The following is a 24197-nucleotide window of genomic DNA, read 5'->3' on the forward strand; positions in this document are numbered from 1 at the left end:
ATGGAAGGAAACAGCCGGCACAAACAGGCGGGCAAGGAGATTGAACAGCTCCTGAAAGACCTGCGGAACAATCTGAGCGAGGAGGATATGGCGCTGGTGGACCAGATGCTGGAACAGACGCTGATTGTCTGTGATACGGAATGTAGCGATGCATTTCAATACGGATTTTCCGCGGGACTGCTGCTGATGCAGGAGGTTCAGGAAATTCTCCGCAAGCGGGTTGATACAGCTGCACATGACACCTTCTGAAAATTTTCAGAAGATTGATTGATATCAGCAGATGTAATTCGTATAATACAGGTAAGCAGGAATCCAACGCGAATTTTGGGCAACGAAACTACCCACTCTAAGTGCGCCCTCTGGAGATTGCAATATTATTTTTGATAAAAAGCCATTCTGTGATTGCACCGGCATTGCCGGACTGTCATGGAATGGCTTTTTTATATGATTTTTAAAAAGAAAAGGAGTAAACAATAATGGCAAACAAATGCAGTGTATCGATGAAAGTGTCTGGTCCCAGCGAAGAGCTGAAAACATTCATTTATGCCACGCTGAAACACCGGACCAATGGGCAGAAACAGTCTCAGAAGCTTTGCTTTACATTGGAGGCACTTGTGCCTTGCGATGTGGACGAAGACCCTTACGAATGCTGGGGCTGTTATGGAGATGTGTTGGACGATGTAACGTTGCAGGATATGGAGTGGACAGAAGGATGCGAGTCCGTTGTATTTGAATTTCAAACCCTCAATGCCCCTCCGCTGCACTGGTTGTATAAGGTGGCCGCAATGTATCCGCGGCTCACAATTGATATGGGCGCAGTGGAATATTTGCTGGGCATCAACATGAGTGCGCATGCTGAGAATGGAAACGTAACAGAGGATTGGGCCGATTCGCCTGAATGGGAGGATGTAGAAGCTCCTGATGAGGAAGAAGGACTGGTCTGCGAGATCCGTTCTGTTCCGGATGAGGAATTTCTGTATGAACTTGATGAAATGGATGCAATGGGCTTATGGGATTTCGAAGCGGAAAAAGAAATGCCTGCTGAAGAAGATTCCGCTGATGCAGCGGATCTGGATTTCTTCCAGCAAGAAATCCGTGATACACCGGATAGCCCGGCGCTGGATTGGCACGGTTCCGCAGATAAGCCCGCAGGTGTTTTTGTGTTCCGGAACGGTACTCCCTGCGAGCTTATTGGCTATCGAGCAGCACAGGGTCTTCCTCCCCTTTCGATGATGGAACGAGCAAAGCTTTTGTGTGGCATTGTTCCAGATCAGAATCACCTTCTGATCCATGACCGTTACACATCCCTGCAGAACTTTTGGTGTACGAGTTACTGATTCAAAGATGCACCGTTCACTAATCGAAAAGACGATGCAAGCAGCATAAAAAGGGCCAGCGGGTGTGTGTAACTCCGCCGGCCCTTTTTGTTCTGAGCATACCGTTATTGTTTACTCAGAGACCTTACATTTTGCGTTATCGTCCACGCCAGCACATTCTATCCAGTGTGAATGATTCAGGCGTTTTTATTTCGTCTTTCCAACAGCTCCTGGCGGAAATTAAGGTCTTGCTGCCGTGTTGCTTTATTCCTTAATTTGCATGGAACAGAATCGGACCACGAGTTTTTATTCCTACTTTTACACAGCTTAAAGGGACGCATGTATCTCATGCGTCCCCCTTTGCTGTTTCTTTTAAAAATTAAGCGGAAACATAATTTTCAGCAGCGCACGCTGCGCATACTGATGGCTGTCGAAATTGAAGTAACAAGGTCTTTTTTGACCATTATACAGTTTAAACTCGGATTCAGCAAAATCAACTGTGTCCCCCTGATCCTGCAATGCTGCGTGCAGAGAAAGCTCCCATTCAACACGGTCGTTCAGGCGATTCTGACAAATCAGTTGATAAACCCACTCAAATTCCGCATAATCAAACCGATCTCTCAAAAAACCTGACCACAGCGTTTTCTTCTGCTGAAAATCAAGCGCCTGGACACAATCGGAATATTTCAGCTTCTCCAGTATGCCGCCATAACAGAAGCAGCAATTTTGCCAAATGGTTGGAATCTTCTCCTGTTCCAAAAACGCATGATACTCCCATTCCAGCGCTGCAATCCCATTGTTCCAATCCGTTGATTGAAACAAACTTCTTAATGTCCTGGCCTGGTCTGGCGATTAGCAGACAATCCGCAAACAAAGCGCCTGCATCATTTCCGATGCGCGGCCGGAAAGCGTTTTCTGCACACCATACAGCGCTGTGCCCTGTTTTTCCAAGGCAAGCCATACACTTTCCTGCGTTGAATCGGCATTGGTAAACGCATCAATTTTCCATCGCGGCATCAATACTGCCAGCTCAGGGCCAAATACCTGCCGAAAATCCAGCTCTACGAATGCGACACCGCGAAACAGTGCATAAAGCACATCACTTTCTCTCTGTCCGCCAACAATGATCTGCGGGCTGGCCTTTGTCCATACACTCATATCATACAGAAACGCAAGAAGATCTTGTGCAGCGGGCTTTTCAGGCCCAACCAGGGATGGAATCTCGAGCTGTTTCGCGTTCTGGAACGCATGCATCTCCATCATAATGGGCCACTCCTTTCTTTTTACAGAGTTCCCATGGCCTGCGCGATCTCGATGTTTACCTTCAGCACATTCACCGTTTTCTCACCGAACACTCCAAGCAGTTTTCCCGTCGTGTTGCGCTCCACAATTTCCTGCAGGCTTTCCTCGCTCAAACCGGAGGCCTGTGCAATGCGGGGAAGCTGAATCTGGGCGGATTCGGGAGAAATGTGCGGGTCCAGACCGGAGCCGGATGCCGTGAGCAGGTCGGTCGGAATATCTCCCCGCTCAACGTCAGGATTTTTTGCCAGAAATGCCTCCATGTCAGCTTCCACGCGCTCAACAAGCGCCGGATTGGAAGGGGCGTAGTTGTTGGAGCCGGAAGCAAGGCCGCCGAATTCTGTGCCGTCGTTATAGTATTTCCTGCCGTCTTCGCTCTCGGTATAAACATTGTAGTGGTAGGCAGACGGACGGCTCCACATATAGCAATCCTGCGTGAATTCCTGGCCCACATGTTCCGCGCCAACCGCTGTGCCGTTTACGGTAATCAGGCTGCCGCCCGCCTGATGCGGGAAGATCACCGAGGACAAACCGGTGAGCAGACAGGGAAAAAGCAAGCCGCAGATCAGCATCAAAACGACTGTAACAAGAACCGCCTGACGCGTGCCGTGTAAAAATTCTTTCATAGGAGTTCGCATCCTTTCTTAGAGTCCAGAACCAATGGCAGTGAGCAGAGGGGCAATCAAGGTATCGATGATTTTAATTCCCACAAAAGGCGTAACAACACCGCCCAAACCGTAGATCAGCATGTTCCGGGCCAGCATTTTGCCGGAAGACATGGGCCGGTACTTTACACCCTTCATCGCCAGAGGAATCAGGCAAGGGATAATGATTGCATTGAAGATCAATGCAGACAGAATCGCACTGTTCGGTGTAGCCAGATTCATGATATTCAGCACCTTGAGCTGAGGAATGGAAATCATGAACATCGCAGGGATAATCGCAAAATACTTGGCAATATCGTTGGCGATGGAAAAGGTAGTCAGGCTGCCGCGGGTGATCAGCAGCTGCTTGCCGATTTCAACCACTTCCAGAATCTTGGTCGGATCGCTGTCAAGGTCCACCATGTTGGCCGCTTCCTTTGCAGCAGTCGTACCGGAATTCATGGCCAGGCCCACATTTGCCTGTGCCAGCGCAGGAGCATCGTTGGTACCATCGCCGGTCATGGCAACGATCTTGCCTTCTGCCTGCTCCTTTTTGATCACATCGATCTTGTCCTCGGGCTTGCACTCGGCAATGAATCCGTCAACACCTGCTTCTTTTGCAATGGTCGCCGCGGTAAGAGGGTTATCACCGGTGCACATAATGGTTTTGATACCAATCGCACGCAGCCGCTCAAAGCGTTCTACCATGCCGGGTTTTACCGTATCTTTCAGATAGATCACGCCCAGAATACGGTCATTCTCACATACCGTCAGCGGCGTACCGCCCAGGCTGGAAATCTTATCCACCTGCTCATGCAGGTCCGAAGGAATCGTGCCGCCCAGCGCTTTCACATACTTCTCGATTGCTTCCGCCGCGCCCTTGCGCACCTTCGTACCATTCGGCAGATCAACGCCGCTCATCCGTGTCTGGGCTGTAAACTCGATGAACTCCGAGCCGCTGGTCTCCTGGCTGTCATCTCCCAGGTGACGCGCCAGTTCCAACGTGGACTTGCCTTCCGGAGTATCGTCATGCAGACTGGTCAGTGCTGCGCAGCGGATCAGATCACTGCGGTTCGCACTGCCTACCGGGAAGAAATCGGCGGCCAGACGGTTGCCATAAGTAATGGTACCGGTTTTGTCCAGAATCATGGTGTCCACATCGCCGCAGGCTTCCACCGCCTTGCCGGACATGGCGATCACATTGAACCGGGTAACGCGGTCCATACCCGCGATGCCAATGGCGGAGAGCAGACCGCCGATCGTGGTGGGAATCAGGCAAACCGCCAGCGCGATCAGAGTAGAAGTCTGCAGCTGAACGCCGGAATAAATGCCGATGGGATAAAGCGTAACGATAACGATCAGGAAAATGATGGTCAGGGACACCAATAGCGTGTTCAGTGCGATCTCGTTGGGAGTCTTTTTGCGGGAAGCACCTTCCACCAACGCAATCATGCGATCAAGAAAACTGTTTCCAGCATCTGATGTAATGCGAATTTTCAACCAGTCCGATACAACAGTCGTGCCGCCGGTCACCGAGCAGAAGTCGCCGCCAGACTCCCGAACTACAGGCGCAGATTCGCCGGTGATTGCGGATTCGTCCACCGATGCAATGCCTTCAATCACTTCGCCATCGCCGGGAATCACTTCACCGGCGCAGACCATGACCACATCGCCCTTTTTCAGCTCGCTGGACAGCACCTCTTTTTCGGTGCCATCCGGCAGCAGCAGCCGGGCTTTTGTATCCTTCTGCGTCTTCTTCAAACTTGCGGCCTGTGCCTTGCCCCGGCCTTCGGCAACAGACTCGGCGAAGTTTGCAAACAGAACCGTGATAAACAGCACCACGCAAACGATGATATTATACAGCCGCAGGTTCGTGCCGGTGCTCACATCGCCGAACAGCCCCGGGAAGAAGGACAGCAGCAGTGTAATAAAACAGCCGACCTCTACCACGAACATGACAGGATTTTTCATCATGTATACGGGATTCAATTTTACAAAGGAGCCGATCAGCGCCTGCCGGAATATATCCGGCGTGACCAGCTTCTGATTTTTTTTGCTCATAGGGGTTCCTCCTTACGCCCAAAGGGTCAGATGCTCCGCAATGGGGCCAAGTGCAAGCACCGGGAAAAATGTGAGCGCTGCAAAGATATAGACCACAAACACCAGAATCACTGCAAAGCTCATCGTATCGGTGTGCAGCGTACCGGCGGATTCATTGACAAACCGCTTTTTCATCAGAGAGCCCGCAATCGCCAGTTGGATTACGATGGACAGATACCTGCCGAAGAACATTGCAAGACCGGTCGTGATATTCCAAAACAGGGTGTTATCCGCCAGGCCTTCAAAACCGGAGCCGTTGTTTGCGGCAGAGGAAGCATATTCGTACAGCACCTGTGAAAGCCCGTGGAATCCAGGGTTTGTGATGCCCGCCTGGTCCGCCTGTGTTCCCACCGCCAGTGCAGAAAATGCAAGGATCAGCAGCGGATGAATGATGATGCACAGAGCGGTGAGCTTCATCTCACGGCCCTCGATCTTTTTGCCCAGATATTCCGGGGTCCGGCCGATCATCAGGCCACAGATAAACACGGCCAGAATCGCATACAGGATCATGTTCATCAGGCCGACGCCCTTACCGCCAAACACCACATTCAGCATCATGTGCAGCATCGGGATCATACCGCCCAGAGGGGTGAGCGTGTCATGCATGTTGTTTACCGTGCCGGTGGTGAACGACGTGGTCGTCGTGGTAAACAAGGCGGACTGCGCAATGCCAAAGCGCACTTCTTTGCCCTCCATACTTCCCATGGACTGGCTCAAGCCTGCATCTGCCAGAGCGGGATTGCCCTGCGATTCCGCCCAGAAACACACGCTTAAACCAATCACAAAAAGAATCCCCATGGCAGCAAAGATGCTGCGGCCTTCCCGTCCATACACCCAAACGCTCAGGCTCTTATGTGCGGTCTTTTCCGGCTGTTCCTTCAGCTTCTTGCGGTCACGAACCATTTTGCCGAAGGTGATTACACAGGCACCGGGAAGCAGCATCATGGAATACAGTTCGATCAGATTGGAAAGGATTGTCGGGTTCTCGATGGGTGTGCTGGAGTTGGCGCCCAGGAAACCACCGCCGTTGGTTCCCAAATGCTTGATGATCTCCAAGGCGGCAACGGGACCCATGGCAATGGCCTGTTTTGTTCCTTCAATGGTATCCACGGCAACATTGCCGGAGAAATTCTGAGGAACGCCCTGCCATACCAGCAAAAGGCCTCCAACGATGGAAAACGGCAGCAGCACGCGGGTGATGATTCGCACCAGGTCCACAAAAAAGTTTCCCACATTGTCCTTTGATTTCCCAGCCAGACCACGGATAAACGCGATGCAGGCCGCGTAACCGGTGGCAGCGGAAACAAACATCATAAAGATGATCACCAGCATCTGCGACAGGTACGACAAACCCGATTCACCGGAATAGTGCTGCAGGTTGGTGTTGGTCATAAAGCTGATGATGGTATTGAACGAGAGCGACTCCTCCATTCCCTCGATTCCATTGGGATTGAACAGCGGAATACTCTGAATGCGGAGAACAATATATCCCATAAGGATCATCATAGCATTGGTTCCCACCAGTGCTGCCGCATAGCGTTTCCAGCTCATCCGGCTGTCAGGATCTACGCCGCCAATTTTGAAAATAACGCCGTCCACACGGTCAAACACCGGATCGGCAAAGGTGTGTTTTCCGGCTGCAATATGATACACATAAGTACCCACCGGAACTACCATTATCAGATAAAGGATAATGGTCAAGATGATTTGCAGCATACTCAATTCCTCCTGCAAGTATTAAAAATTTTCCGGGTGTACCAAAGCATAGACCAAATAACCACCCAGGAACACAACAACTACACCAAGAACGATCATGGCTTCATTCCTCCTTATTCGCTCCGGTCTACCTGCTTCTGGCACCAGCCAATCAGCAAATAAATGAGACCCACAGAGCCCGCTAAAACCGCGATCATAATAAGATCCATCATAACGGTATCCTCCTGTTTTTGTTTTTGCAAAATCATTTTATCAACTTCTTTGTGAAATTGGTCTTAGCGTTTTAGGCACCGTATAAAGGTTCTGTTAAGATACTGGCGCCGCTTTATTAAGGGCACATTCCAGGTCTTTTGACGCAAAAAGGCAGCTCTGAAATCAGAGCTGCCTTGAATCAATTTTGTACTATCATTGCCGGATCATTCGATATCCAACGCCAATATGGGTCTGAATGTATTGGGGATCGGATGGATTTTTCTCAATTTTCTTGCGCAGGGTTGCCATGAACACACGCAGCGAGGGTGTATCGGAAGCCAGCACGCTCCCCCATACTTCTTTCAAAATGTAATTGTGCGTCAGCACTTTTCCCGTATTTTTCGCAAGTACGCACAACAGCTTATATTCAATGGGAGTAAGATGGACTTCGTTTCCTTCCATATATACGCAGCCGGCCGCATAATCAATCACAATTCCGCCATTGCGATATATGCTGCTCTGCGTCTGGGCTGCACCTTCCTCTGCACGGCTGCGTCGCAATGCCACCCGCAATCGAGCCAACAGCTCGTCGATGCTGAACGGTTTGGTCAGATAATCGTCCGCCCCGGCGTCCAGCGCTTCCACCTTATCCTGGTCCTCACTCCGGGCGCTTACAACGATAATCGGAACCATACTCCAGCCACGCACCTTATGGATAATTTCCACACCATCCATATCCGGCAGGCCCAAATCCAATATGATCACGTCCGGGTTATAAGAAACCGCATCCAGCAATGCTTCTGCGCCATTTTTCGCCGTATGATATTGATATTCCTGCGTATCCAGAGTGGTTCGCATCAGATTGGTAATGGCAGGATCATCCTCCACCACCAGAATTTTAGGCTTATACACGATCCAAATTCACTTCCTCCAAAGGTAATGTAAACGAGAATACTGCTCCGTGCGGCTCATTATTCTCCACAAAAATCTCACCGCCATGTGCTTCTACAATGGACTGACACAGACTAAGCCCAAGGCCCAGCCCTCTCCGGCTGTCGGCTTTTCCAATTCCGGCGGTGTAGAACATGTCGAACAGATGCACCTTTGCCTCATCCGAAATGCCCGGTCCATCATCTGCAATGTGGATGCATACCATTCTGTCTTCTTTTTCAGCGGAAATGCAGATGTGAGACCCCTCCGGAGTATACTTGATGGCGTTATTCACAATGTTGATGATTACCTGAACAATCAGCCGGGCATCCATTTTTGCCATCAGCAAATCATCTTCCAGGTTCACCTGAATGTGATGTCTGGTAGCCTGGCGATCAACATGCGCAATTGCCTCCCGCAACACGTCGTCAATCAGCTCTGCATTCATCTGCAGATGCATCGTGCCATTTTCTATCCTTGTAATGGACAGGAGATTTTCCGTCAGGTCCACCAGCCACATGGAGTCATCGTAAATCGACGCGTAGATTTCCTGCTTTTTCTCTTCCGTCAGCGCGATGCTCTTTTCCATCAAGACACCCGCATTTCCGCTGATGCTGGTAAGCGGTGTGCGCAGATCATGGGAAATCGCCCGAAGCAGGTTGGAGCGCAGCCGCTCCCGCTGTGTCTCCAGCGCGATTTTCTGTTTTTCATCCCGCAGCCGCCTGCGTTCCAGAATCAGGCCACATTCATTCAGAATCGAAATCATCAGGTTTTTCTCGAAAACCTCCAGCGGCTGATAATACTTTGCCGGAATACCGATCACACCCATGACTTCCTGATTTCCCCTCACAGAGAGGTACAGATTATGCGCATGAGAGAGCGTATTTGTGGTCGCGCCTGCATGCTTATTATTCTTTATTACCCAATCTGCCACTCCTTTTTCTTCCGGCGTCATTGTACTGAGCTGCTTGTTTGCTTCGCTTTGCGGCGATACCTGGAAGGAAAGCTCCTGCCCTTTTATCGCCAAAGCATAGAGCACTGGCCGGTCCAGAAGCGCACTCACCTGCTCCGCGGCAATCTGAATGATCTCCTGTTCATCGCGCCCCTGCTGTAGCTTCTGGTTGCTGTTGATCAGCAGCTCCATATAATATGCCTTCTGGGCAGACTGGCGCGCCTGCTTCTTGACCCGTGTGGCCAACGTACTGGAAATCACACTGGCTACCAGCATGATCAAAAAAGTGACCGGATAATCCGGATCGTTTGCTGCCAATGTGAAGCGCGGTACCGTAAAGAAGAAGTTGAACGAAACAACACTGAGCAGCGATGCCAGCGCGCCATAGAGATGTCCGTTTGTCCAGATTGCCGTCAGCAAAACGCCCAAGATATATACCGTAATGATATTTGCTTCTCGCAGCCCCAATGTATAGAAGCAAAAACTGATTCCGGTGGCCGCCGCCGTAATCAGAACGACCTTCATCAAATCTGTCCAGCGGAATTTATGATCTTCTATATGAATGAAGGATAGTTTCTTTTTATAGAGCGGCTGTGTGTCTGGGATGATATATACATCAATGTCACCGGCAAGTTTCGTCAGCTTATCCACCAGTGTTTTGCTTTTCAAAAAAACTGTGGACTTGTGATTCGTACGGCCCAGCACGATTTTTGTGATACCGCTGATCTTTGCATATTCGGCAATCTGTACCGCCGGGTCATCTCCATAAACGGTGGCGATCTGTGCGCCAAGCTGTTCTGCCAACCGCAGATTACCGCGCAAACGCTTCAGGTTTTCGCCCTTCAGCTCCTTTGTCTCGGTCGTCTCCACAAACAGCGCTGTAAAGCTGCTGTGAAACGCCTCCGCCATCCGTGCCGCTGTACGAATCACCTTTGCATTCGACGGCGAACTGGACAAACAGATCAAAATATGCTCGCCTGCTTTCGCCGCCGTCTCGTTTCCCGTCCGCTGTGCATTTCGGCTCAGCCGGTCAGCCGTGCGGCGCAGCGCAATCTCACGCAGCGCCACCAGATTGTCTCTGGTAAAAAAGTGAGTCAACGCACGAGAAGCCTGATTTCTCTGGTAAACCTTCCCCGCTTGAAGCCGAAGGATCAGATCGTCCGGTTCAATGTCCACCAGCTCCACCTGGTCTGCTGAATCGAACACCGAGTCGGGAATCCGTTCGCTGACGGCGACCTGTGTTATGGAGGCAACCAGATCGTTTAAGGATTCCAGATGCTGCACGTTGACCGTTGTATATACATCGATTCCCGCTCTCAGCAGCTCTTCCACATCCTGGTATCGTTTTGCGTGGCGGCATCCCGCTGCATTGCTGTGTGCCAGTTCATCCACAAGAAGTAGTTGAGGATGTCTTTTCAATGCCGCATCCAAGTCAAACTCATTCAGGATAATTCCTTTGTACTCCACTTTCAATGTGGGGAGTTGTTCCAGTCCATCCAACAGAGCCAATGTATCCGGGCGGGTATGCTTTTCCACATAACCCACCGCAACATCCACTCCCTGGTCCTTCGCACGATGAGCGGCTTTCAGCATCGCATAAGTTTTTCCCACTCCAGCAGCATAGCCAAAAAATATCTTCAAACGGCCTTGACGCGGTTTATCTGCTTTTTCGTATTCCGACTCGTACCAATTATCCAATCTTCCATCGCCCGCTTCTCATTTTTGTCTTTATTTTACCATACTCTGCCTTGAAATAATGTAAAGAAGGCTCATCAGCGCATTAAGATTCCATTAAGATAACCGTCTTAACAAAATCTTAGCAAGCCAAATAGTTTCCTAACGGCTTCTTTGACCTCTATGTGCTATAGTATGACCATGAAAAGCGTCAAAGAGGTGCAGCTATTATGATGCAATCAAGCCATATCGCGGCAGAAAGAATTCATCCAACGCAGGAAAGACAGCTTACAAAGCATACCGTATTTTCTTCTCAAAGCCTCCTGTTTTCTTCTTTCACAAAAGGACTCTCTGTTTGTTTCGCGAAACATCCTTTGGCGTTCTGGGCTGCTGCCCTGTGGGGAATGCCCATCGCACTTGTTTGTTTATTGGCAACCGCTGCTTTTTTCTTAAATATCGCACTTGATAAATTGAATTTCTTCATTTGATTTTCATTTTCAGAAACTTATTGATTTCTTAAGGCAGAATCGTGTATTGCAAACGTGAACAGGGTGGTTCCTTTGGTAGGAACCACCCTGTTTGTTCAAAGAGAGTCACTCAAAAACTGGATGATTTTTCTTTTTATATCCGGGGCTTCATCGTATACGGCATGACTATATTGGTCGTAGATATAACTAGGACAGCCCAGCTTCTCAATGATTTCATAAGAGCCTTCTACCCCTATTGTCTGGTCTCTTTTATCTCCAATCACCAGTACGGGGCATTTGATTTGTTCCAGTTGCTCGTACACATCAAAATTCAGAAGAGCTTTCACCAGAATACAGAAACGGGAGCAATCCTCTGCACTTCCGACCTTTTCCAGAGATGGAAGCAGATTCTTTACACTCTCCAGAAAAGCCGCGGAATACACAACCTAAAAAGTTTCGATTCAGCGCCACCACATCCTGCTTACCAGCCAGTTCCAACCAGGTTTTCCCTACCCTCTTCATGATTTCTGTGGGTCTGCTCATGGTAGAACACAGCACCAGCTTCTTCACCTTTTCAGGATATCTGATCGCAAGGACCTGCGCGATCATTCCGCCCTGTGAAACGCCGTAAACGTATGCAGAATCCAAATGGAGCAGTTCCATTGCCCGGGAAATATCCTCCGCCATATCTTCAACGCGATAGCCTTCTTTCAGGGTTTTCTTTCTCTCGAACAGATAAACAGAGTATTGTGCTGAAAACAGCTGATATGCCTCGGCTACTGCTTCCCCCTGACCCTCCAGGCCGGTCAGACTGACTCCCAATTACTGTTTCTTTTCCACTTCCGAAATGGATCACATTCATATACGTATCGTCCAAAGGAAGTTTTATCTCTGTTGCACCCATTTTACCACCGCACTTTCAATCTTATACTGCTCTTACTATATCACACACGCGAAAGCCTGTCGAATGGTTTAATTTTTACGATCAGGAAGCAACGTATCAAACTACATCGATTCCACCTTTGAAAGTGATTTTGTACTGAAAAACCGCGCATGGCCGGCACAAACAATCAGCGCGTCGCTGCGGGATCAGATACGCGCCATTCCCGGCGTGGAGGATCTCCATCTGACGACCTGGGAAGAGGCAACACTGGAATATTCTTCCTCGTTCAAGGAATATATTGCCAACCATCCCTTACAGGAACAGGTCGCCGGATTATCCGAGCAGGAACTCGCGAATAACTTCAACGGATTCATTCTCGGCGTTGACGGCGAAACGCTGGAAGCGTACCAGAATACGCTCGGAGAACCAATCGACCGGGAAGCTTTTGAACGCGGAGAAATTGCACTGATCGCCACAGACCAGCCGGAGGTATTCTCCCGCATCCAGCATCTCACGATCTTCCCCTGTTCTCGGGAAGGAAGCTCGCTGTCAGACCGTTCGGAAATCACACTTTCTCTTGGCGGCTTTGTGCCCTTCGATTACAAGGGAGTTGGTGCCAGCCTTGCTCCTACAATCGTCGTATCGAATACAGCAATGCAGAAATGGTTTGGTGACCCGGCAGCCCTGCAGCTTGAACTGAATGTCTCCAGCGGATATGAACAGATGGTTCTGACTGCACTGCAGCAGCTCACCGAGGAGAATTCCGCCATCTCCCTCACATCCAGAGCGGAAGCCATGGCTGAGCTCAATCGCGCCAAAACAGCTATCCTGAGTCTCGGCGGCAGCATCTCTCTCGTGGTCGCTCTGATTGGTATTCTCAATTTTGTGAATATCATGTCGGTAAGTGTGGTAGCCCGCAAACGCGAATTGGCCATACTGGAATCCATCGGGATGGAGCGCAGACAGATTCGCGCAATGCTGATCGGCGAAGGGCTCTGTTATACAGTTATAACACTTGGCCTTGTCTTCTCTTTTGGCAATCTGATCGCGTGCGGCATCTTCGGCCTGTTTCAGCAACAGGTGGATTTTGCCATCTTTACCTATCCCGTCGTTCCTGCGGCTGTTATCGCTCTTGCGGTACTGGCGGTCTGCTACTTCACACCGAAAAGAATGTACCAGCTTCTGAGCCGGGAGACGATTGTGTATCCATCTGGAAAATGCTCCGTAAGAAAGGCTGCGTACCCAGTGCCTTAACGCAGAATGTGAAGGACTTCCTTGCCAGCCCGGAGATCGAGAACATCTTTGAAAACTCGGATTTCCTTGTTCTGCTCTCCCAGGCACAGGGCGACCGCCAGATTTTGGCGAAGCAGCTCGGTATCAGCCCCCACCAGCTTTCCTATGTTTGAGATGTACGCCGAGCCGGAAACCTCTTTCGGAGACATTACCCGCTACTTTGAGGAACAGGGTATCAAGATTTACGAAAAGTCAATGGTTCGGAGTTTCCTTTCCCAGCTTTTACGGAACCCTGTTTACGCACAGGCCGACTTGGAACTGTACGAGTTTTTCAAGAGCCAGGGCGCAGCGATTGTCAATGACGCTTCCGATTTTGCCGGAACAAACGGCTGCTATCTCTATCAGGGGCGGGATGTGAAGGAGGACAAGGACAGGTGCCTAAAAGACCAGATACTTGTTATCGCTCCCCATGAAGCATTGATCCCCTCGGACACATGGCTGAAATGCCGGAAAAAGCTCATGGCAAATACCACCTTCCAGCAAGGGCGGAAACCGAAAAACACTTGGCTGGCCGGAAAAATCAAATGCGGGCATTGTGGGTATGCGCTGAAAGCCACCCATGTACCAAACAGCACAGGCTATTTCCGCTGCACCAAACGGACGGAAAACAAAGGCTGTCCGGGCTGCGGGAAAATCCGCAAAGAAGAATTTGAGCAATTCATTTTCTCGGCCATGCAGGAGAAGTTCAAAGATTTTCAGATACTTCACGGCCAAGAGGAAAAGGTCAATCCGAAGCTGACAGCTTATCAAGTAGAGCTGGCACAGGTGGAGGCAGAAATTGAAAAGCTGCTGGACACGCTGACCGGAGCCAATGCGACCTTGCTTGCCTACGCCAACAAGAAAATCGAAGAACTGGACACCCGCCGGCAGACCATTTCAAAAGCAATAGCCGATTTGAGCGTCGAAACCATATCGCCCCAGCAGATAAAGAAACTGTCCTATTATCTCGACAACTGGGAGAACATAGATTTTGACGACAAAAGAAAAGCCGCCGATGGCTTGATTTCTACAATCAAGGCCACCAGCGACCGTGTTCAGATAGAGTGGAAAATCTGACATTTCCGCTCTATCGCCCCTCATTTCTATTTTATCTCGTTTGTACCCCTTGTACACCGATGCTTCATTGTGTTCAGGACCTTTACCAGTTCCTCTTCCTGAATCACATAGGGAACCATCGCATACAGATAATTCAGGAACGGGCGGCTGAACACTCCCCGGTCATACGCGAATTTCTGGTACCCCTTGATCGTACCGGGATCATAGACCTCAATGCACACGCAGGCACCCATCATCCGAATCTCCTTAATGCGTGGATCGGAAAAGCCTTCCATTTCCCGCCGGGTGATTTCTTCGATTTTTCGGATCTTGCCCATATAATCCTGCGATTCAAAGATTTCAATCGACTTCAAGGCCGCACTGCACGCCAGCGCATTGCTCATAAAGGTAGGCCCGTGCATCAATGCATGCGAGGGGGCATCATCAAAAAAGCCTTCGTACACTTTTCGGTTTGCAACGGTGACAGCATGGCCGATGTATCCACCGGTCAAAGCCTTACCGAGCACGAGAATATCCGGCAAAACCAAGTCGGTAACGAAACGATTGCCGGTGCGTCCGAAGCCGGTTGCGACCTCATCGAAAACAAGCAGCACATCATACTGATCACAAAGCTCTCTTGCCCGTTTCAGGAAGGAAACATCGTACATCCTCATACCGCCTGCCCCTTGCAGCAGGGGTTCAACGATAAAGCAGTTCAGCCGGTCGTGATACTCTGCAAATGCCTGCTCCAGTGCCGCGATTTCGGTGGGAATGTGAACAACGTTTTTGCTTTCACCATATGCTTTTAAAACAAAATGGTAATCCTCATCATCGCCTACTTCCATGGTTTTGAATGTGTCGCCATGATAGGCGTGCTCCAATGCCAGCACCATGGTGCGCTGCATCTCTTCCCGATTCATGTAATATTGCAGCGCCATTTTAAGTGCGACCTCTACCGCAACACTGCCGGAATCCGAGAAAAAGCAGTAGTCCAAATCCCCCGGCAGCCAGCTTTGGAGTTTATCCGACAGCTTGCGGGCAGATTCATGTGTCAATCCGCCCAGCATGACATGAGCGAATTTTTTCAGCTGTGTTTCAATGGCCTGATTGAGTTCCGGGTGTTTATATCCGTGAATCACGCTCCACCAGGACGACACGGAATCGATCAGCTTCTGATCTTCGGTATACAGATAAACACCTTCCGCATCGATGATTTTATAAGGAGCCTTCATTGTTTTCATCTGTTCGTATGGAAACCAGATCACTTCTCGGTGCCTCCATTCTCTTCGTAGAGTTCCTCCAGCAATTCAAGCGGGATATCCAGCTCCGTGTCACCCTCTTTGACACAGGCTACCACCTTCAATCCTGTCATTGTTTCGCACATACGCCGATTGTCCTCATGCAACGGATTTCCCGGCTCGTAATGATTGAAGATAATGCCCTTCACCGGCATTGCACGGGCTTTCATGTATTCAGCGGTCAGCACAACTGCATTGATGGTGCCGAGGCCTGCATCGGCAATCATCAGGCAGGCCAGGCTGCGGGCTTTGATGAAATCCTCCAGCTGAATTTTCTGCTCGTCAAACCGAAGCGGGCAGAGAATTCCGCCCGAGCCTTCCGCCGTGATGTAATCATAGCTGCGGCACACATGGTCAAAACGGTCCAGAATGCAGTCCATTTCAACGGGATTCCCCTCAAATTTTGCTGCCAGATGAGGAGAAACCGCTGTTTCATAAACATACGGACACATCTCTTCCAGCGGCTGTTCGATCCCGGACATTGTTTTCACTTGCAGGGCGTCGCCGGGGATCAGGCTGCCGTCCGGCCGACGCTCGTTGCCGCTCATTGCCGCCTTGTGGTAAGCTGCGGATCGACCGCCCTCACGAAGCTTTTTAACAATCAGTCCCGTCACATAGGTTTTGCCCACATCTGTTCCCGTTCCGGTGATAAACAGACTCTTACTCATTGCAGATCTTCACCTCATATCCCAGTTCGTTCAGCAACGCCATATCGGTTTTGGTCGTGATTCCCGCAGTTGTCAGCATATCGCCGGAAATCGCCGCATTTGCCCCTGAGGTAAAACAGCTTTTTCCCTTGTCCGGCAGCAATCCTCTTCCGCCCGCAAGGCGAATCGAAGCCTTTGGAAGGATAAACCGATAAACGGCAACGATCCTGCGCATATCGTCCTCCGTCAACTTACGGTTGTTTTCAAACGGCGTTCCGGGGATCGGGTTCAGCATATTCACAGGCACACTGCGAATTCCCAGCTCTCGCAGACTGAACGCCATGTCGATCCGGTCCTCCACCGTTTCACCAAGCCCCATAATGCCGCCGCTGCACACAGAAAGTCCTGCCGCCTGTGCCGCCCGAATCGCCTGCACTTTATCGTCAAATGTATGCGTCGTGCAAATGTTCGGAAAATTTCTGCGGGAGGTTTCAAGGTTATTATGTACTCTTGTTACACCGGCTTCTTTCAGCTTCCGAAACTGTTCTTCCTTCAGCAGGCCAAAGGAAACACAGACCGAGATCCCTACCTTTTCTTTGATCTCCCGGACAGCCTCGCACATTTCCTCCACTTCCCTGTCCGAAAGATGCCGGCCGGAAGTAACAATGGAATAGCGGAGAACCCCCTGATCATGGTTGCACTTTGCCTGTGCCACGATCTCTTCCTTCGCAAGCAGCGGATAGGTGGCCGCACCGGTATGGTTGCGAGCGGACTGCGCACAGAATTTGCAGTTTTCGGAACAGTTTCCGCTTTTGGCATTGACAATCGTGCAGATGTCAAATTGATTGGCGCAAAAATGCCGGCGGATCTGATCGGCATTTTCGCACAACTCAGCGAGAGGCTGCTGATATAAAAACAGCGCTTCTTCTTTTGTAATTTGCTTTCCGCTTAAAACTTCAGCTGTCAGTTCATTCAGATTCATTTTCGTCCCCTCACGCTCTGTTGCTTTTGATGATTGGAATCATTCGTTTTCCAAGAAACACTCCGAGAATACAGAGCACAATGTCCCCCGGCACTGCAAGAAGGAAACAATACAGAAACAACGGCCACAGGCCGATCGGCGTACCCAGGTAGAAATTACTCATAAGGTAATAATACACCATTCCGAACAGGTAAACGATGCCCAGACCTGCGAAGTTTGCTGCCAGCAAACGTTTGTAGCCCGGATTTGAAACCTGGTTGGCAATGACGCCTGTTACATAGGATGCGACTGCAAAGCCGATAATATGACCAAAGCTCGGTTTCAGGATATAGGCAAATCCGCCGCCTTCCGCAAACACCGGAAGACCGATAAGCCCCATAAAAATGTATGCACAGACGGATAAGGCTCCAAGCTTTCCACCAAGCAGAAGTCCCGCCAGCATTGTAAACAGCAGCTGCAGCGTAAACGGAACCACCGGGACCGGAATCTTGATAAACGCACCCACGGCGATCAAAGCAACGAAAAGGGCGCACAGCACCAACTCTTTTGTCTTGTTTTTGCGCATATAGCCTCCTGTTTTAAACTCAAACACTGATTTCACCGGACGAAAAACACTCTTGTGTGCCATCCGGATATTTCACAAGCAAACGGCATTCCTCGTCTATACCAACAACAACGGCGTTTTTGGATTCATTGAATGCCGTTAAAGTAACCTGTTTGCCGATCACAAAGCTTCGCTTCCGGTATTCTTCCACATAATCTGTTGAATCGCCCGCATGGTAGTAACCGTAAAACCGGTTCAGAAAGGTGGAAACAAGTCTGTTTTTTGCGTCGTTCTGTTTTTCCTGAAAAACAGCTCCGGCAATGGGAGACAACTCATCCGGGAAGCCACCCTGCGGCTGATAAACATTGATTCCAACCCCAAGCACAGCATAATCCAGCAACCCGCTTTCCAGATTGAAGGCTCCCTCTGTCAGAATGCCGCAAACCTTTTTACCACGGACAAAAACATCATTCACCCATTTGATCTCTGCTTTTTCCTCAGATACCTCTTCGATCGCTTCGCAGATTGCAACCGCAGCCATCGTGGTGATTCGGGCAGCCTGTTTGGATGAGTAGTTTCCCGGACGCAGAAGCAAACTCATATATATACCGGTATCCTTGGGAGAAAAGAAGCTTCGCCCCAGTCTGCCACGACCTGCGGTCTGCTCATTGGCAAGGATCATATAGCCTTCCGGTTTGCCCATATTGGCCTTATCCCGCACAGAAGCATTGGTGGACTCCGCCACATCCATCACGCAGATTTCATTATTTTGAATCTCAGAACGCAGATATTTACGGATGCCCTGTGCCGACAGGATATCTGTTTGATTGGAAAGACAATAGCCCTTCTTTGTTACGGCATCGATCGGATAACCCTCGTTTTGCAGAGCTTTGACCGCTTTCCAGACAGCAGCTCGGGAGACGGAGAGCTTCTGAGCAATACCCTCGCCGGATAAATAGACATCTCTGCTGGATTCGAATAATTCCAGCAGCTTTTCTTTGGTCGTCATTTTATTCCACGTATGAGAAGCTCCATCTCGAAATGGATGGCGGTTCTCATTTCCCCTTTCTAAAAACAATACCTAGTATACCATCTCCTCTCCATATTCGTCAACCAGTTAAAATATATAGGTTTACAATTCTAATATTCAATTGGTTCACCGATGTTTCTATGGAATAGACGCATACAGGATTACAAAAAAGCAGGGCGGCATCACCTTTCGGCCATGCTGCCCTGCAACGATCAAATCAGTTCTTTATGGGGTTCACGCCTTTTCCGAAACGCTCCCGGATCATTTGCTTCCCCTTCGTTGGATATTTTCAAAAAGAGTCACTTAAAAAAGCGACGATTTTCCCCTTTATATCAGAGGCTTCATCATATACAGCATGGCTGTATTGGTCGTATATATGACCGGGACAGCCCAACTTTTCCATGATTTCGTAAGAGCCCTCTACTCCTATTGTCCGGTCTTTTTTATCTCCAAGCACCAGTACAGGACATTTGATTTGCCCCAATTGTTCGTACACATCAAAATGCAAAAGAGCCTTCACCAGAATGCAGAAACGGGCGCAATCCTCCGCACTTCCGGCCTTTTCCAGTGAAGGGAGAAGACTTTTTACACTTTCCAGAAAAGACGTGGAGTACACAACCTGAAAAAAGTTTCGATTCAGTGCCACCACATCCTGCTTACCAGCCAGCTCCAGCCAGGTTTTCGCTACCCTTTCCATGGTTTTTGTGGGTCTGCTCATGGTAGAACACAGCACCAGCTTCTTCACCTTTTCAGGATGTCTGATCGCAAGGACCTGCGCGATCATCCCTCCCTGTGAAACGCCGTAAACATATGCAGAATCCAAATGGAGCAGCTCCATTGCCCGGGAAACATCCTCTGCCATATCTTCAACGTGATACCCCTCCTTCAGGGTCTTCTTGCGCTCGAACAGGTAGACAGAATATTGCGCCGAAAACAGCTGATATGCCTCGGCTACTGCTTCCCCCTGACCCTCCAGGCCAGTCAGACTGACTCCCGATATGATAATTACCGTTTCACTTCCGCTGCCAAAATGAATCACATTCATATATGTATCGTCCAAAGTGAGTTTTATCTCTGTTACGCTCATTTTGTCACCACACCTTCAGCGTTGTTCTGCTCTTACTATATCATACACGCGAAAGCCTGTCGAATGGTTTGATATCGCAGATATCGCCTGTGTCCACAGCCTTCATATTAACCGCCACTTATGATTGTATCCACATTTTTCTGTACTTTCGGCAATGGACTCATGCTTCTCAAACTTACACCCAATGTGGACAAATTATGTAACGTAGCGGAAGTCGCTGGCGGCAAAATGCCCATTACCCCCAATGCAATAAGTGCGCCATTAAATCCAATCACAAAACGATAGTTAGAATGTATCCGCCGCATCAGCTCCATCGCAACATGACGCAGCTCTACCAGCTCCCAAAGACTATCAGCAGCGATGGTAATATCTGCAATTTCTCGGGCTAATGCCGCACCATCGCTGATGGCAATTCCTGCATCCGCCTCAGAAAGCGCGGGAGAATCATTGATTCCATCCCCTACCATTAAAACCGTATGTCCTTCTTTGCGCAAGCGTGCGACAAACTCAGCCTTATCTGCAGGCAATACCTCTGCTCTGAACTCGTCCACACCTAACTGAGCTGCTATTGCAGCCGCTGTACGCTGGCTATCGCCCGTAAGCATCACCGTTTGCTTAACACCCATATTTCGCAGTACACGGAGTACATCGGCAGCCTCTTCTCGCAGGGGATCCGAGATACATAGTACAGCCGCCAGTTGCCCTCCTACCGCCAGGAACAGATGAGAGTATTCTTCCGGAAGTATCGCAAATCGTTCCTGCTCCCCTTCCGGAATTTTGCATCCCTCATCTTCAAAAACAAAATGCGCACTGCCAATCAATACACGCTTACTATCCACCGTACTCACAATACCATGAGCCACCAGATATTCTACTTTCGAATGAAATTCCTCATGGGTCAGACCCTGTCGTTTTGCTTCTTCCACTACCGCGTTCGCCATGGAATGCGGAAAATGCTCTTCCAGACAGGCAGCAAGACGAAGCATTTCATTTTCGTTATTCCCTCCAAAGGGAATAACCTTCGCTACCCGGGGACAAGCATGAGTGAGCGTGCCAGTTTTATCAAAAATGATAGTATCTGCTGCTGCAACCGCCTCCAGGAATTTTCCTCCCTTAACTGTAACATGAGCTTTGCCAGCCTCTCGCATAGCAGAGAGAACCGCCAAAGGCATTGCCAGCTTTAGCGCACAGGAAAAGTCCACCATCAAAACCGACAAAGCACGCGCTACATTGCGCGTTAAGGCAAAACTCAACAGGCTACCGAAAAAAGTGTAAGGAACCAACTTATCCGCCAGATGAGCCGCCTTACTTTCAGCTGCCGATTTCATGTGCTCGGATTGTTCAATCATATGTACAATCTGATCGTAGCGACTTTGTCCGGATGCTTGTTTTACTTCCAGAACGCATTCGCCTTCCTCCACCACGGTACCCGCATAAACAGCACTCTCGGCTCGTTTGGCAACCGGTATGGACTCCCCGGTAAGCGAAGCCTGATTAACAGTTGCTTCTCCTTCCAGAACAATACCATCCATAGGGATAACGCTGCCTGCGCGCACAACGATTGCATCTCCCGGCTGTACCTGAGACACGGGAACCAGTACTTCCCCCTGCACAGTACGAAGCCAAACCCGATCAACGTTGAGTGACATACACCGGGCCAGATCCTCCATGGATTTTTTTCGGGTCCATTCCTCGAGCAGCTCTCCCACTTCAAGCAGGAACATCACCGCTCCGGCGGTTCCAAAATCTCCTCGGAAAGCAGAAATCGAAATCGACAGAGCATCCAATAAATCCACTTTAATTCGCCGCCGTAATAGGCAGTGCAAACCGCGCCGCACAAAGGGAACCATATGCCAGAGAATTCGAGCAATTCGTAATGGGGACGGCAAAAACAGCGTGCATGCTGCCTTCAACACAATTTTGCCCACTAATTTTTCTTCAAATTCCCGGTTCAAGGCTCGACTGCTGTGAACTGGCAAACTCACATTTTTTTCTGCATCTTCCCAGGAAAAACGACGAATATCGTCCAAAACCGTCTGCCTGTCTCCACTATAATACGCAATTACAGAGCAGGTGCGTTCATGGACAGTGATCCTCTTTGCCCAGCCCCTACTCTGCAGCCAGGCTTCCAACTGATCTGCCTGTTCCAGAGTCATTCGCCTTTGCTGCAGTCTGACACGGATTCGACCACGACTCTCGTGCAAGATTGTTGCATTCATGAGTTATCCTCCTTGTTATCCTCCTTCATGAAAAAAGGGAGCCGCGTGGGGCGGCTCCCTCTGCTGATGTCAGGCTTCCACGTCTTCCACTTTGGCTGCTGCATTCTCTTCAGCTTCCTTAGCGGCGCGTTCTTCATTGAGATCTTTGGCAGAGGCAAGAATGTCGGCTGCATTCTCCTGCACATTAGTAACCGTTTCCATTACGGAATCTTTCATGCGCAATCCTGCAGCAGTTGCATGCACATATACGTTTTTTGCATCTTTGCTTGCCAGAAGTTTGACTCCAAAAGAGCCAAACAGAGCACCGCCCACAAAGCAAGCCAGTTTAGAATACATCCCCATTTTAATTCTTCCTTTCTATTATTTCCGCTTATAGCCCGTGACCATGACCATGATCATGCAGATTACTGCACCCCAGGCCCAGAAACGATGTTGTTTCACCGCGATCACTCCTTTTGCATCAAAATGAGTATTGAATGTCCAATTATTATACATGGACCTTTTCTACCTGTCATTATTGAAACAGACACCTTGTTATGGTTTTTGACATTTTTTTAAATTGTCCCGGCGTAACACCATAATGTTTTTTAAAAGCCGCACTGAATTGACTCATCCCCTCGTATCCGACTTCCTGTGCAATTTGGTAAATAGGCTGATCCGTACAGCAAATCAATTCTTCGGCTCTTTGCATACGTAATTCTATCAGCCAGCGGTGAATAGACATTCCATGTATGCGACGAAATTCCGCTTTCAAATAGGTAGGCGAAACAGAAAGTATTCTGCTTAATTGAATTATGGTAATCTTCTCAGATAAGTGCTCCTCCATATATCGTTTGGCATCCAATACAATTCGGCACATACATCTACTTTCTTCAGCCCGATCATTACTGCTTTCTCCGCAACTCCTTGCAGACATAACATACAGAAGTTCCAAAGATTTTAAAAAGCAATACTTTCCGGCCGCTTCCTCAGGCATTAAATTCAAAAGCTCAAACAGTGACTGTGTCCAGCTATTGTTAACGATTATTATACTCTCAGGCCACTCCCTCATTTCAGATTTTAATTGTTCCAGGTCTAATTTTAAAATATCGCAGAGAGAAAAAAATTGTTTGCTAATTCGGCAGTTATCGATTGCTACCAGAATTCCTTGCATGTTTTTGCTGATATTGATCGAAGTATACTCTGTCATATTAGTCAAAAGCAGAACATTTCCTTTTACCGCCCTGTACGGAATATCGTTCGCACGCTGTATGATGATTTCGCCTTCAGTGCAAAAGAGAGCTTCAACAAGCCTTGGAGTTTTCTCCATAGGAAAAGGGAGTACAATTTTATCGGATACTCCCGCCCCTTTAAACCGACAGATGTAAATCCCTGGTATATCATCGAGCCGGACTGCACTTGCCTGTATATCCTTCTTCAGACATTCAATTAACATACCCCGTCCTCATTTCCAAATAAGTGCAAAACACTCAGTCACTTAATCAGGATCTCTGACCAGCGATTGCAAAGCCAAAAAACTCTCTTCTCCAAGCCCATGTTCCATTTTGCATGCATCTCTGGAAGCGATTTCTTCATCAACTCCAACCATAACCAACAACTCATATAGTACTCGATGCTTGGCCTCCACTTTTTGCGCCAATTTTATCCCCTTCTCGGTCAGATAAATATTTTTGAGGTCATCCTGATATACCAGCCCCTCTTCCGAAAGAATTCTAATCGACATCAATGCCGTAGGCCGGGACACAGACAAACATTTAGCTATCTGACAACAACGAACCTTTCCCTTTTGTGACAGCTGGTAAATAGTTTTTACATAGTCTTCTGTGGCACGTTTGCTTTTCACAAAACCTCCCGTCCTTCTGCTCTTTAATTTATAGCCGCAGGATTCA

The 24197-nt window shown here is 49.1% G+C and carries 23 protein-coding genes and 2 pseudogenes; 6 read left to right on the top strand and 19 right to left on the bottom strand.

All coding sequences use genetic code 11. The features are described 5' to 3' along the window. Both B5G03_RS17405 and B5G03_RS07720 read left to right on the top strand, forming a co-directional pair. Nucleotides 1-249 (top strand): DUF6809 family protein (locus B5G03_RS17405; RefSeq protein ID WP_087181158.1); only part of this gene is annotated, 249 nt, incomplete at its 5' end. Nucleotides 250-476: 227 nt separating this feature from the next. Next, a complete protein-coding gene (locus B5G03_RS07720; protein WP_087181159.1) occupies nt 477-1337 on the top strand; it encodes a hypothetical protein in 861 nt (286 codons plus the stop codon). A gap of 351 nt (nt 1338-1688) precedes the next feature. On the opposite strand, the gene B5G03_RS07725 is transcribed toward B5G03_RS07720, so the two are convergent. The 8 genes from B5G03_RS07725 to B5G03_RS07760 all read right to left on the bottom strand — a co-directional run bounded on the left by B5G03_RS07725 (nt 1689) and on the right by B5G03_RS07760 (nt 10847). Then, nucleotides 1689-2075 (bottom strand): hypothetical protein, encoded by a 387-nt coding sequence (locus tag B5G03_RS07725; protein ID WP_140401654.1) that lies wholly within the window; start codon nt 2073-2075, stop codon nt 1689-1691. A 93-nt stretch (nt 2076-2168) separates the two neighbouring features. Then, nucleotides 2169-2579: a hypothetical protein gene (locus B5G03_RS07730; RefSeq protein WP_087181161.1), complete on the bottom strand. Its 411-nt coding sequence runs from the start codon at nt 2577-2579 to the stop codon at nt 2169-2171. A gap of 20 nt (nt 2580-2599) precedes the next feature. Then, nucleotides 2600-3241: a potassium-transporting ATPase subunit KdpC gene (kdpC, locus tag B5G03_RS07735; RefSeq protein ID WP_087181162.1), complete on the bottom strand. Its 642-nt coding sequence runs from the start codon at nt 3239-3241 to the stop codon at nt 2600-2602. Between the two features lie 18 nt (nt 3242-3259). Beyond that, complete coding sequence (gene kdpB / locus B5G03_RS07740; RefSeq protein ID WP_087181163.1) at nt 3260-5320, bottom strand: potassium-transporting ATPase subunit KdpB; 2061 nt, start codon at nt 5318-5320, stop codon at nt 3260-3262. A gap of 12 nt (nt 5321-5332) precedes the next feature. Continuing rightward, nucleotides 5333-7075, bottom strand: a complete 1743-nt coding sequence (locus B5G03_RS07745) for a potassium-transporting ATPase subunit KdpA (RefSeq protein ID WP_087181164.1) — start codon at nt 7073-7075, stop codon at nt 5333-5335. Between the two features lie 21 nt (nt 7076-7096). Then, nucleotides 7097-7174 (bottom strand): K(+)-transporting ATPase subunit F, encoded by a 78-nt coding sequence (kdpF, locus tag B5G03_RS18170; RefSeq protein WP_140401662.1) that lies wholly within the window; start codon nt 7172-7174, stop codon nt 7097-7099. Nucleotides 7175-7480: 306 nt separating this feature from the next. Beyond that, nucleotides 7481-8179 (bottom strand): response regulator, encoded by a 699-nt coding sequence (locus B5G03_RS07755; protein ID WP_087181166.1) that lies wholly within the window; start codon nt 8177-8179, stop codon nt 7481-7483. Next, entirely contained in the window at nt 8172-10847 is a 2676-nt protein-coding gene (locus tag B5G03_RS07760; RefSeq protein WP_087181167.1) for a sensor histidine kinase, read from the bottom strand. The genes B5G03_RS07755 and B5G03_RS07760 overlap by 8 nt, the downstream gene beginning before the upstream one ends. A 206-nt stretch (nt 10848-11053) precedes the next feature. Between B5G03_RS07760 and B5G03_RS17020 the strand changes: the two genes are divergently transcribed. Further along, nucleotides 11054-11311 carry a hypothetical protein gene (locus B5G03_RS17020; protein WP_140401655.1) on the top strand — a complete coding sequence of 86 codons (258 nt, stop codon included), beginning with the start codon at nt 11054-11056 and terminating at the stop codon, nt 11309-11311. A 303-nt stretch (nt 11312-11614) separates the two neighbouring features. On the opposite strand, the gene B5G03_RS07765 is transcribed toward B5G03_RS17020, so the two are convergent. After that, on the bottom strand, nt 11615-12112 hold the full coding sequence (locus B5G03_RS07765) for an alpha/beta fold hydrolase (RefSeq protein WP_087181168.1): 498 nt from the start codon (nt 12110-12112) through the stop codon (nt 11615-11617). 856 nt (nt 12113-12968) lie between these two features. Between B5G03_RS07765 and B5G03_RS17835 the strand changes: the two genes are divergently transcribed. The 3 genes and pseudogenes from B5G03_RS17835 to B5G03_RS07780 form a co-directional block, all read left to right on the top strand. Next, nucleotides 12969-13427 (top strand): ABC transporter permease, encoded by a 459-nt coding sequence (locus B5G03_RS17835; RefSeq protein ID WP_343286894.1) that lies wholly within the window; start codon nt 12969-12971, stop codon nt 13425-13427. Next, a pseudogene (locus tag B5G03_RS17840) lies at nt 13376-13576 on the top strand (hypothetical protein); the annotation flags it as partial. The gene B5G03_RS17835 and the pseudogene B5G03_RS17840, both read left to right, overlap by 52 nt. Continuing rightward, a pseudogene (locus tag B5G03_RS07780) lies at nt 13572-14522 on the top strand (recombinase zinc beta ribbon domain-containing protein); the annotation flags it as partial. The pseudogenes B5G03_RS17840 and B5G03_RS07780, both read left to right, overlap by 5 nt. A gap of 26 nt (nt 14523-14548) precedes the next feature. On the opposite strand, the gene bioA reads toward B5G03_RS07780, so the two are convergent. The 10 genes from bioA to B5G03_RS07830 all read right to left on the bottom strand — a co-directional run bounded on the left by bioA (nt 14549) and on the right by B5G03_RS07830 (nt 24151). Continuing rightward, nucleotides 14549-15766 carry an adenosylmethionine--8-amino-7-oxononanoate transaminase gene (gene bioA, locus B5G03_RS07785; RefSeq protein ID WP_087181170.1) on the bottom strand — a complete coding sequence of 406 codons (1218 nt, stop codon included), beginning with the start codon at nt 15764-15766 and terminating at the stop codon, nt 14549-14551. Next, a complete protein-coding gene (bioD, locus tag B5G03_RS07790) occupies nt 15763-16467 on the bottom strand; it encodes a dethiobiotin synthase (RefSeq protein WP_087181171.1) in 705 nt (234 codons plus the stop codon). The genes bioA and bioD overlap by 4 nt, the downstream gene beginning before the upstream one ends. Beyond that, nucleotides 16460-17428, bottom strand: coding sequence for a biotin synthase BioB (gene bioB / locus B5G03_RS07795; RefSeq protein WP_087181172.1), 969 nt, complete (start codon nt 17426-17428; stop codon nt 16460-16462). The genes bioD and bioB overlap by 8 nt, the downstream gene beginning before the upstream one ends. 10 nt (nt 17429-17438) lie before the next feature. Continuing rightward, a complete protein-coding gene (locus B5G03_RS07800) occupies nt 17439-17993 on the bottom strand; it encodes a biotin transporter BioY (protein WP_087181173.1) in 555 nt (184 codons plus the stop codon). A gap of 19 nt (nt 17994-18012) precedes the next feature. After that, a complete protein-coding gene (locus B5G03_RS07805) occupies nt 18013-18981 on the bottom strand; it encodes a biotin--[acetyl-CoA-carboxylase] ligase (RefSeq protein ID WP_087181174.1) in 969 nt (322 codons plus the stop codon). A 310-nt stretch (nt 18982-19291) separates the two neighbouring features. After that, nucleotides 19292-20089 (bottom strand): alpha/beta fold hydrolase, encoded by a 798-nt coding sequence (locus tag B5G03_RS07810; protein WP_087181175.1) that lies wholly within the window; start codon nt 20087-20089, stop codon nt 19292-19294. Between the two features lie 107 nt (nt 20090-20196). Next, nucleotides 20197-22308 (bottom strand): heavy metal translocating P-type ATPase, encoded by a 2112-nt coding sequence (locus B5G03_RS07815; protein ID WP_087181176.1) that lies wholly within the window; start codon nt 22306-22308, stop codon nt 20197-20199. Between the two features lie 69 nt (nt 22309-22377). Beyond that, on the bottom strand, nt 22378-22650 hold the full coding sequence (locus B5G03_RS07820) for a DUF6110 family protein (protein ID WP_058964341.1): 273 nt from the start codon (nt 22648-22650) through the stop codon (nt 22378-22380). A 172-nt stretch (nt 22651-22822) separates the two neighbouring features. Next, on the bottom strand, nt 22823-23743 hold the full coding sequence (locus tag B5G03_RS07825; protein ID WP_087181177.1) for a helix-turn-helix domain-containing protein: 921 nt from the start codon (nt 23741-23743) through the stop codon (nt 22823-22825). A 42-nt stretch (nt 23744-23785) separates the two neighbouring features. Further along, nucleotides 23786-24151 (bottom strand): metal-dependent transcriptional regulator, encoded by a 366-nt coding sequence (locus B5G03_RS07830; protein WP_058964343.1) that lies wholly within the window; start codon nt 24149-24151, stop codon nt 23786-23788. Between the last annotated feature and the right edge of the window lie 46 nt (nt 24152-24197).

The sequence above is a fragment of the Gemmiger sp. An50 genome, from assembly GCF_002161595.1.
Taxonomy (GTDB): Bacteria; Bacillota; Clostridia; order Oscillospirales; family Ruminococcaceae; genus Allofournierella.